Below are 9,361 nucleotides of genomic sequence, written 5' to 3' on the forward strand. Positions count from 1 at the left end.
GTTCGTCACGTCAATGGCGCACGCCAGGTTATGACGCGCAGTCCACCCGCTAGCCTATCTATGGTTTGTGCGATGCACACGCAGGTTGAGGGGAATCCTTGTCGAAGCGCGCACAACCGAACATCGTGAGCGGAGAGGGCCTGATCGTGATTGAATTCGCGCCCCCACTCGAACCCATCTCCCTGGTCGATCATCGCGGCGGGATGCGCGTCGTCGCGGGTCCGGCGGCGTCGGCTCGGCTGCTCGTGTTCGTGCCGGGGGCGTTTACCCCTGTCTGCGCCGACGAGCTTCGAGAGCTCGGCGAGCTGGTCGACTCGGCCCGGAATGCGGCGAGATCCAGCGCCCTCGCTCCAGGCTTCGAGGTCTTCGTCGTCGCGACTGACAGCGCGGCGACGCTGAGAGCCTGGCTGCACGACCTCGGCGCTGACGGAGTGCTCACCGGATGCAGCGATTTCTGGCCGCACGGGCGGGCCGCGCGCGCCTACCGCGCGTTCGACGAGGGTTCCGGCGCAGCTACTCGCCGTACCTTCCTGCTGCGAGCGGATGGCAGCTCCCGTCTCGTCGCGTCCGCTCGCCCGGGGGAGGCGCGTGTTCGAGCGGACCACGCCGCCGCGCTACACTTGCTCGCCGAGGGCCTTTAGCTCAGCTGGTAGAGCGCCACGTTTACACCGTGGATGTCGTCGGTTCGATCCCGGCAGGGCCCACCAATCTCTACCCCTGGTCAGGGGCACATTCGTGTCGAGCGCAGAGCTCCCAGAATCTCGATACAGCGGCCAGATTCCGGTGAGATTCCGGTGGCCTCGCGCCAACCTGAACGCGACGCGCGACACCGGAACTGTCGGCGATGGTCAGACACGTGTATCTGCCGTCAACGAATAGCGGCGAATCGCCGACGCACCACCCTGCCCACCAGCAACGGCAAACGTCGACCGACGCAGAGCAATTTCAAGCGTGGATCGCGACCGCAGGCTACGAATTTTCACGCTTCAGGCGAGTTCGCGCATAGAACCACCATGAGCATCGACATGCACCCCCAGCCCACTGCCGTCACGATCGACCCGGCACTCCTCGCGAACCGCCTCATCTCGCTCGACGAACTCTGCGTCTACACCAGCACCCCGAAGAACACGATGTACAAGATCCTCGCGCGCGGTGAAGGACCGACGCGGAGAAAGATCGGACGGGAGTACCGGTTCCGCGTGTCCAAAGTGGACGCGCACCAGCTGGCCGTGACGGCGTGACCAGCCCACGCCGGGGCTTGGCTATTCGCGGAGGCCCACGATGATCAAGAAACGACCCAACGGCCGCTTTCAGGCGCGCGTTTTCCACGCGGGGAGGGAAGTCGCATCGAAGACTTTCGACCTCAAGAAGGACGCGCTCTCGCGAGAAGACGAACAGCAGCGCAAACTTCTGGCCAACGAATGGGTCGACCCGCAAGCGGGCAAGGCACCACTCGGCACGGTTCTCAACCAATACGTGGAGCAGATGCGTGGAGTCATTGGCCCGCGCACCTGGGGCAACGACGAAGCGAACTATCGCGACCACGTGCCGGCGCGGCTCCGAAAGTGGCCCATCAGCGCGGTCACCGCCGGACAGCTCGACAAGTTCTACGCACACGAGAACAAAGCTGGCCTCGCATGTGGCACGAGTGAGTCGCGTCCGCGACAGCCCCTCGAGCGCCTTCGCACGTTAACGGCTCACGCTCAAGACGAGAGTGATCGCGGCTCTGGGTGGACTGCTGCGCACCAATCCTCTGCATCTTCGCCTCAGGCGGCGCGCGCACGAGATGCACCCTACCTCTGAAGTAGAGTAAGACGCCCCTGATTTTGTTCAGGTAAGTCGCTTCGATATGGCGACGTGGATATGTCGATGCCGCGCGTCGCGGTCGCGCCTAACCTCGGTGGGGGCGTGTTCGACATCTTGTGCGCGTAGAACGGACGCTAGCATCCTCGGATGACACGCAGGTTTCGAAGCAATACGGCGTGCTGATTCGCGCCTGCACCTGTGGCTGCTTGCATGGTCGGAGTTGTGACTTCCACTACAATTGAAGTTCGGGCCGTGGGGAATCGGAATGAGACCGAACCGGCCGGGTCCGCCGTTCCGACGTTGCTGGCGGTCGTGGATTGATACTGATTAGCAATTAGCGCGACTCGAGCACCTACCGCGCTGACAGTGGCGCCGGGTACACGCACATGCTCTTGGAAGCTGTTCGCTACGGCGTCGATGTCGAAAATGTCGAATCGAACGTCCGCTACTGGTTTGCTGAAACCAATCGTGAAGACTGACGTGTAGTCGGAGTCGTACGCGACGCTCGGTGCCGCGACGATCGAGGTGTCTCCCAGGAATACTGCCCCCTCGGCTGCGTCAAGATTATCAGTGCCAAAAGCGTTCTTTCTGCCTGGGGCCGCAGTCACCGTGTAGGCCAGAGTTGCTCCGGATGGAAACCGTATTATTCCGGTTGCACTGGTACGGCTGAGTCTCGTGTAATCCACGGAGTCAAAGACGGCTAACCCGAGGTCCGCGCACGAAGCGGCTGAAAGTGGCGCTGTAACTGTGGCTGCCACAATGGGAACAGACCATCCTGCGGTCTTGAGAAGCAAGCGACGGGACGTGCCGTCTCTATTTTCGTCGTCTACGCTGGGCGTTATCATAAGTGTCCGTTCTTGAGACCAGGACCGAGTCCGGTAGTTTGCGTTGTCGTGCGCCGGTCCGCAGCTGGCGAGTGGCACAAGCAAAGGCTAAACATTCGTGGAGTGTTGTCAAGGGCGGGGTCTCAAGCTTGCAAGCCCGTGATTCTCCAGTGGGGCGCGATTGTCGCCAGACGCCTAGCAGAATCGATCTCTATGCAAGTTTGGAACCTTGGCATGCGATCTCGGAATACTGATCAGCGATCGCATTGGTCGGGCTCCTGTCGACGCTTGTTCCGCCTATTGCCCTGATCAGAAGCTCATTCTGACCTCATGGTGGCGTCAACATACTGCGATTGTGTGGCGCACGGCGTCGGCGAATCGAATTCCGCTCGTGCGTGTCGGTGACATGATCGAGACGCAAGGACGGACTGAAGTGCGACGCTGGAGCGACTAGTCGTCGGCCGCAAGGTGGATAGCCGCGTTCACGCGTCCGCTGAGTGCAAGACGAGATGGGAATATCAACAGGTGGATATCGAAACTAAGAACCAGCGCATGCCGCGGCGTCGCGTGCTGCAAGCCTCAGCGTGGAGCGTGCCAGTCGTGGCGCTGACTGTTGCTAGTCCAGCTCTTGCCGCTTCGCGTTGCACGCAAGGCGCAATCGATTGGTCGTCCTATCCTGTGGGCACTCAGATTACAACTGTCCCTGTCGCGGGGGCGTCGCCCGCAACAACGGCCACTTTCAGTGTGGCCTACTCGGCGCAGGCAACCCCCTCCACCAACTCTGGACAAACACGATCTGGCCCTCAAGGAGGACTTGCCAACTTCTACCTGGTGGAGTTGCTTCGCCCAAAGCCCAACGACGCAGTGACAATCCGAATCCAATTTAGTCGGCCAGTCACCAATCTCAGTTTCCAGCTTTTGGACATCGACGCCACTGCGAATGCGTATCGAGACCAGGTTCGAGTTCTCACTCCCGGTTTCTCGTTTGTTCTCGCCCCACAAGTCATAGGGCTTGGAACTGACGTCGATCCGTTCAGGCAGAGAAACCCCATCGGGCCAATCGCCAACACGAGCAGCGACGGCAACGTCAGACTATCTTGGCCCAGTCCTATCTCTCAAGTTGAATTCAGATACCTGCAGCCCAACGAAGCCAGCAACGCGGGCAATATGCTCATTGGATTATCCAATGTCACGGCAACGGTTTGCCCGTGAGTGAAGAATCTCGCTGAAGAGGATTGGTCGCGCCGCCCGCGCATCAGCGGTTTGGGGCGCGCCCGGGCTGCGGTGCTCGACCGAACCAAACATCGACTGTCCGATTTGGAGGCCGGAGGCGAGGCCACGTGGCCAGCAGGCGAAACTGACAAGGGTCACACCCAGGGGGGGGGTGGAGCACCGCACGCGCAGGTACAAGCGTGTCCCCGGGGTTATCCAGAGGCCCTCGGGTACGACCTCGGACGATCAGTTCGTGCCGCGCGCGCAACCGATATCTGACGGTTGCGGCTCGCTCTCAGTCGGGGGATCACGGACGGGGTGTCCACCCAACGTAGTGGTGACGGAGTCGCTCCGGATCCGGCAAACCACGCACAGGACCCAACAGAGCCGATGATGACAGGTAGAACACACGCGAGAGGCTGTCGTCCTCGCGCCCGAACTCAGTCTTCGGGCGCACGAGTGTTCCCTTTCGAGTCACTTCCGCTCACGTTCCTACCCACGGGGGTTGAGGCCCTCACTTAGTGCCGGTTCTTAGGGGCCCGGAGTGCAGTGCGGGCTCCTGCCGCGTTTGTCTCGAGCTGTTCTTGAGGGGCCGGTGCCGCTCTCCGCCCGGTCGGGACCCGTGGTTTCAAAGCAAGGATTGAGGCCCAACCGCAGGCAGCCCCCGGCGCCTCATTGAGTGCAAGCGATGGAGGGTACCGTCACAGCGATGTCGTCCTGCGACTGCTGGTCGCCCTTCGGGGGGAGGAACCAAGTGAACGAGACGGGCAGGGTTCCCGTCGAGGCCGCGGTGTAGGTGAGCGTCTGGTCCAGCCAACCATTCGCGGCCGGGGTGATGGGGACTTGGACGTTGCCGTACAGCGCTACTCGAGTGCTCAAGGTGTTCCCTGTGACGTCGCCGACGCGGAGTTCGGTGTAGGCGCTAGCGGAGACGGCGGCGTTGTTGTTGCCGTAGTTTCCCGCAGCTGCGAACGCAAACGTGTACGTGGTGCCAGCGCGGACGCCGATGTTCTGTGTCAGCGTGATCGCCTGGGTTCCGGTCGCCTGGCCCTCGGTGATGTTGTACAGCACGCCAGTGCGACCGAAGGCCGCGGTGTTCACGCTGAGATTTCCGGGGCCGAGCGTGCCGGAGCTTGTCCGGGTCCAGCCGTCGAGGCTGAGCACCGGGCACGGGCTGGGTGAAGCTGCCGCGAACGGTGCAGTTGCCGCAACGGCGATGACGGGGACGGTCCAGGCCGCCCCGGACATGATCCTTCGCCGTGATGTCAGCCTTGGGGCGTTGCGTTCCATTGGTGATGAGGGGTGCTGAGTCATGTGGGGCTCGTTTCAAATGCTCGGGGAGTTATGGGCGCGCGCGGCTGGAGGGGAGGGATGGGAGTGAACTGGGCCGCGCCGGTCGCTGTGCGCCCGGCAGGCCCGGTGAGCTCATCCCCGGGTTCGTTGCTGACTTCCTGTCGCAAGGGTCAGGACCTCGGACTGGAGAGGGAAGAACGGCGCGCTTACCGGTGTGTCGCTCTTCGGGTTGGCGTTCGCGCCGCTCCTCGACGACGCGGAGAACGTCCGCGTCGTCGAGGAGCAGGCACCAGCGGGTGACTTCAGTCACCGGCTTCTAGCGGCCTGCTGGGCGCTAAAGACGGCTCGTATGGGCTCGAGCGCCTTCTCGTGAATTTCAGTCTGTCGAGTTGGACCGGTGTCGACGAGCAAACATCAGGCAGAACCCCAAAGCGGCGAGGACCGCAGCCGCGAAGCCGATCCAAGGCGAAGCTGGCGAACCAGTCTGCACGAGTGTCGGCTCAGGAGCCACAGGTGCGGGCGCTGTCGGTGTCTCCGTGGCAGTCGGAGACGGAGACGGAGCTACAGTCAGCGTCGCGGTAGGCGTGGGCGTGGGCGTCGCAGTGGGCGTGGGCGTGGGCGTCGCAGTGGGCGTGGGCGTGGGCGTGGGCGTCGCAGTGGGCGTGGGCGTGGGTGTCGCAGTCGGCGTGGGCGTAGGCGTGGGCGTGGGCGTGGGCGTGGGCGTCGCAGTAGGCGTGGGCGTCGGTGTCGGTATCGGCGTGGGCGTGGGCGTGGGCGTAGGTGTAGGCGTAGGCGTCGGCGTCGCAGTAGGCGTGGGCGTCGGTGTCGGCGTGGGCGTCGCAGTAGGCGTCACGGTGGGCGGGATCACGGGGGTGGTGGCGGTGTTGGTAACCGTGACTACAACGGATTCGCCGGCAGCGATTGTGACTGACGCGGGCGAAAGCACCGGAGTGCTCCACTCGATGCCGTCGATCGTTGGCAGGTTCGTTTCGGTGAACGTCACCACTGTGCCGACCGGCAGGTCCTGCGGGCCAGCGACGACCGTGCCGTCAGCTAACAGGGTCAGCGACCCGGTCTGCGCGACGCCGGTAGCGTCCGAGTACGAGTACTCGACCGTGAACTGCGTGTCGGCCGGAACCAACGGCGCTCCATCACCGAAGAGAGCCTTCGACCCCTCGAACCCACCAACGGCAGAGTTGGGCGTGATGCAGTTCCCGAACGTGCCGATCCACGGGTAGTTGTGGTGCTCGGTGCCGGTTCCGCGGACGCTCAGGTCGCCCCCGATGAACAGGCGTCCGTTGCTGCTCGTGGAGATCTCGGCGTTCGCACTGGGGGCGAGGATCGAACCGGCGAACTGGCTCGTGCCGCCGAGCGACAGGCTGGTCGCGTCGGGCAGGTTCCACATGATCTGCGAGGAGACGTTGCCGAGGCCGGCGCCACTGTTGTTCCCGACGCCCTCGATGGCCATCGATATCGGGCTGATATCCAGTGCCTGGCCCGTGATGTTCACGAGAATCGGCGCATTCGTTGGGATTCCGCGGAAGCCGAAGCCCGTCACACCCTGCAGCGACTCCGCCGCGACGGTGAAGACCTGGATGCCCTCCGTCGGTGTGCCCGTGAAGGTTGCCAGCGCTCCGGAGACGGTGACGCTTCCCGTCGTTGAAAGGTCGGCAAGCGAAGAGGAAGCGAGATCGACATCGGCACCGAGCCCGTCGTGGGGTGACAGGGCGGCAGACGCGCCGAGCTGGCTGCGGGCGGAGCCATCAGGCTGCAGCGTTCCGTCCAGGATTCCTCCGATGCGCGCGTTCGCGGCGTACACCGTCGTCGTAGGTGAGACCGCGACGTCGCCACCCACCCTGAGGACAGGCTCGCCGGGCGCGGGCACGATACCTGAGCCGACACCGACGGCGCCGACGTTGAAACTGCTGATGAACTGCTTCGCGAACGCTGCGTTACCCTCGACGACGAGCAGGCCCTCGGACTCGGCGGCCTCTCCCGTCGCGGCGTAGTCACCGCCGACGTAGACGGCAGGCGATGAATCCTCATACGTGAAGACGCTGCCGAGTTCGGGGAAGCTCCCAGGCGCTGGACACGTCGGCGCCGCCGACGCACGCGGGGCGGCCGCAGACGAGGCTACGACTCCCGTGATGGCGAGGCCTACGACCGCGACTGCTGACAGCAGACGCGCGAGGCGATTTGGCCGCGCAGTGCGCGTGCCGAGGGTGATGCTCATCGAGCTCCTTGATCGGATGTAAGCGCCTGCGGCAACGGTCAGAGACGCTTGCCGGCGGGCGTTGGGCAATATAGGTGGCTGAGTGCCACGGTTCTGTGGCGAGGGCGAGGGCGAGAGCGCAGCGAGCGGCTGCAACGCCGTGCGGTCGAGGTGCCGCGTCGCGACGCAGGTCGAGCGCAGGAGCGCCGGGCCGTCGGCCGCTCAGTTGGGCAGTTTTCTAGCGATGGTGCCGCGGGCGTCTGTCTGCCCGGCGTGGGCACTGTGTCCCGATGGAGGCGTTGCAGGTCGACCAAGATTGCGCTTTTGTGGCGCACTGGTTCCAGGACCGGACAACCACGTGGTGCCTTGGGTGACCGATGTTCCGTATGCGACGAGCCGCCTAGATACTCACCTTCTTTCCGCTGATTCGAGTTTGCATGCACTCGGACGACTCCATCGGGTCCGAGCTGCAAGCGTTCTAGCTGGCTGGTTCGCAAGACTACTTCTATCCGAGCGCCGTTGTCGACACGTATTAGCAAATTTAAGTGACCAACGTGGATTCGGGTGTGGTTCCAAACCGCGTGCACGGCCGCGAAGCGCTCGTACCCCTTGCGGTACGCATCCGCCCTTCACGCCCGGGGTATTCACGACACGCCTCCGGCAACCGGGAGTCCTCGCAACGCGCGAAGATAGACGTGATGTCAGATACTGCGAAAGAGTCCAACCGAACGAAACCGGCGACACGCGCCGACGTTGCCCGCCTGGCTGGAGTCAGCCCGAGTGTCGTCTCGTTCGCCCTCAACAAGGGCTCAGGACGAGTTGCCGAGGACACGGCACGCCGCGTACGAGAGGCCGCCGCACTGCTCGGCTATGTCCCGAACGCGGCGGCGCGCGCACTTCGAAGAGGAACCTCGGACGCTATCGGGCTGCTGATCCACGACATCCGGAACCCGTTCTACAATCAGATCGCGGCCGAGGTGCAGCAGGCCTGCGACCGGCACGGCAGGAATCTCATCGTCGCGACGCCGCTCGGGCAAGGGGCACGGTTCGTGCCCCTGTTGATGCAGTTGGACGCGAGCAAGCTGGCGGGCATCATCGTGACAGTGCATCTGTCAGCAGAGACCATTGACCGTCTCCTCGCGGCAGGATTCTCCACGCCCGTCGTGCAGCTCAACTCCAACGAGCCTCTTCCTGGCGCCGTGGGTCTGCGCCCCGGCTACCCCGGCGCGATCGACGCAGCCTTCGATCATCTAGCGGAACTCGGTCACGAATCCATCGCGTTCGTTGGCCCCCGGACGCCGCGCGCGCTGCAGATCCAGCGGTGGGAGGCGTACCACCGCGAACGAGGCGTGCCGCGAGGCAGTTACGCCGAGGTGGAGCCGACGCGGGCCGGGGGTCACGACGGGATGCGTCAGGTGCTGACAGAGGGCACTCCGACGGCGGTCTTCGCTGGCACCGGACTCATCGCAGTCGGTGTGATGCTCGCATTGCAGGAAGCTGGCCTTCGCGTGCCCGATGACATCTCGGTCCTCTCATACGACGACATCCCTGACATCCAGTTCATGTTGCCTCCGCTGACCAGCATCCGCATCCCCGTCGAAGAGATGGCACGTGATGCAGTCGACGCGCTTATCTCTCGTTCGCCGCTTGCGGAGGAGCAACGGCAGTACACGAGCGCCCTGATCGTGCGCGGCTCGACGAGTGCGCCGAACCCAGACCGGTTGCGGCGCTGATCAGTCGCCGGCTGACAGACCGAGCACAGTGGGTCGCATGACAACATTGTCCCGTTCGCAGTCCCGCAAGCTTCCCCGGTGGGAGAGGCAACCGGCTCGAATGGCAGCGAAGCTCCAAACGGGCGGCCTGCCGAAACGACTTCTCAGATCGGAAATCACGTCATGAGCGACATTCGCCACCCCAAGTCCGTGCCCCGAATGATCTGGGTGGGCCTCGCTGCCGTCGCCTTCTACGTTCTCCTCGCGGCAGTCGGAGGCAACCTGCTGAGCGTGTTCGCGGA

At 63.9% G+C, this 9,361-nt stretch carries 6 protein-coding genes and 1 tRNA gene; 5 read left to right on the plus strand and 2 right to left on the minus strand.

All coding sequences use genetic code 11. The features are described 5' to 3' along the window. Positions 1 to 98 precede the first annotated feature (98 nt). The 4 genes from F8O03_RS06205 to F8O03_RS06220 all read left to right on the plus strand — a co-directional run bounded on the left by F8O03_RS06205 (position 99) and on the right by F8O03_RS06220 (position 1,803). Positions 99 to 641, plus strand: a complete 543-nt coding sequence (locus tag F8O03_RS06205) for a redoxin domain-containing protein (RefSeq protein ID WP_151423034.1) — start codon at positions 99 to 101, stop codon at positions 639 to 641. Continuing rightward, positions 632 to 707, plus strand: a tRNA-Val gene (locus tag F8O03_RS06210). The genes F8O03_RS06205 and F8O03_RS06210 overlap by 10 nt, the downstream gene beginning before the upstream one ends. A 306-nt stretch (positions 708 to 1,013) precedes the next feature. Next, positions 1,014 to 1,241, plus strand: a complete 228-nt coding sequence (locus F8O03_RS06215) for a helix-turn-helix transcriptional regulator (protein ID WP_151423035.1) — start codon at positions 1,014 to 1,016, stop codon at positions 1,239 to 1,241. A gap of 40 nt (positions 1,242 to 1,281) precedes the next feature. Continuing rightward, entirely contained in the window at positions 1,282 to 1,803 is a 522-nt protein-coding gene (locus F8O03_RS06220) for a hypothetical protein (RefSeq protein ID WP_151423036.1), read from the plus strand. Between the two features lie 2,711 nt (positions 1,804 to 4,514). On the opposite strand, the gene F8O03_RS06225 is transcribed toward F8O03_RS06220, so the two are convergent. Together F8O03_RS06225 and F8O03_RS06230 are read right to left on the minus strand one after the other, a co-directional pair. Then, a complete protein-coding gene (locus F8O03_RS06225) occupies positions 4,515 to 5,090 on the minus strand; it encodes a hypothetical protein (RefSeq protein WP_151423037.1) in 576 nt (191 codons plus the stop codon). 421 nt (positions 5,091 to 5,511) lie between these two features. Beyond that, on the minus strand, positions 5,512 to 7,368 hold the full coding sequence (locus F8O03_RS06230) for a choice-of-anchor A family protein (RefSeq protein ID WP_151423038.1): 1,857 nt from the start codon (positions 7,366 to 7,368) through the stop codon (positions 5,512 to 5,514). Positions 7,369 to 8,045: 677 nt separating this feature from the next. On the opposite strand from F8O03_RS06230, the gene F8O03_RS06235 reads away from it, so the two are divergent. Continuing rightward, a complete protein-coding gene (locus F8O03_RS06235) occupies positions 8,046 to 9,080 on the plus strand; it encodes a LacI family DNA-binding transcriptional regulator (RefSeq protein ID WP_151423039.1) in 1,035 nt (344 codons plus the stop codon). Positions 9,081 to 9,361 lie beyond the last annotated feature (281 nt).

The organism is Pseudoclavibacter terrae, assembly GCF_008831075.1.
In the GTDB taxonomy this organism is placed as follows: Bacteria; Actinomycetota; Actinomycetes; order Actinomycetales; family Microbacteriaceae; genus Pseudoclavibacter; species Pseudoclavibacter terrae.